Origin of the sequence: Erwinia sp. MYb416, assembly GCF_037479575.1 — a bacterium.
Classification (GTDB): Bacteria; Pseudomonadota; Gammaproteobacteria; order Enterobacterales; family Enterobacteriaceae; genus Erwinia; species Erwinia rhapontici.
The window spans coordinates 1-1,239 of sequence record NZ_JBBGYT010000178.1; the positions used below are offsets into that span (position 1 = coordinate 1).

1 protein-coding gene is annotated in these 1,239 nt (G+C 56.6%); it reads right to left on the reverse strand.

What is annotated here, in order from left to right; translation table 11 throughout:
* Positions 1-61 precede the first annotated feature (61 nt).
* Positions 62-1,239, reverse strand: a 1,178-nt coding sequence (locus WH277_RS01695; protein WP_339504017.1) for a hypothetical protein, incomplete at its 5' end; no start/stop codon positions are given.

Sequence of the window (1,239 nt, forward strand, 5' to 3'; positions counted from 1 at the left end):
TCAACGGGCTGGTAACAAAAATATTATCTTTCATGATGTTAACCTTATTCAGCAAGACCAGTCACGGCAACCAGGCACGCAGATGCTGGTTGATTGTTTCGCCACTCAGCCAGTCCGTGTCCCGCAGTGCCTGTTGGGCGGTATGGGCCAAATCAGCCAAAACGTTACGTTCACTCGCAGCAGTACGTATCGCCGCCAGCCAGTCGGCTTTACGGTTTCGCACGCGCAGAGCAGGAATATGCCCTTGTAAACTGCCGACATCACTGACCAGCGCAGGAATGGCGCAGGCCGCGAACGCCTTCAGACTAAAGTCATCTTTAAGACGGTTGAGTTTGTTATCGGCACGCGGGATCATCGCCAGATCGGTATCCAGCTGGGCCAGCTGCGGCAGATAATATTCATCGCCAGGATAGCGGTAGTGCTCCTCAATCCAGGGTTCCCAGCCCGTGGGCAGCGGACCAAGCACCTGCCAGCTCACCTCGGCCGCCAGCTCGCGCACCAGGTTATGCACCAGTTCGATATCGGCATCGCTGAGTTCGCAGGTGTTGCACAGCATGCGCAGTTTGTCACCGGCGCGTCGGCCCCCTTTTTGTCGCGGTGTGAAGCTGACCAGGCTGCGCGGCAGTATCACCACCGGCCGGTCATACTGGCGGGCCGCTTCGGCCTGGGCGGCGTTTTGCACAATCAATCGGTCAATCCCCGTGAGGTCAGGGACATTGCGGCCCTGTGCGATAATCCAGGCCGGTGAAATCACTTGGGCGATGATGCTGCTTTGCCGTTTTTTCAGGGCAATAATCAGCGCCCGCGCCTCATCGGACAGCTCGCCGCTGATCACCATGGCATCCGCATCGGCGCGATGGATTAGCCCATAATCCAGTGCATTTTCCGTAACCAGTCCGTTGATTATTTTCTTGCGCGACAGGCTATCAATGACGGCAGGAAAAGACTCGGGGGCATGAGCCGCAACAGGTAACGTTATTCCCAGCACCACCGGCAACGGACGGTCAGCAAACGGATGGCTGATTAACGCGGGCCGGCATTCGGGTTTAAACAGTTTACGCAAGGTCGAGAAATGATCATTGTAGGCCGGGTCACGGAGCAAATGAGGCAGCCAGTTAGCGCGCAACGTCGCGTTACCCTGCTGTTCCTCCGCCGTGACCTGTTTACTTTTCGGGTAAAGAAAATAAGCGTCGCAGGCGATAATAGAGTGCGGTGTCCAGACTGACATATACCCCGCCT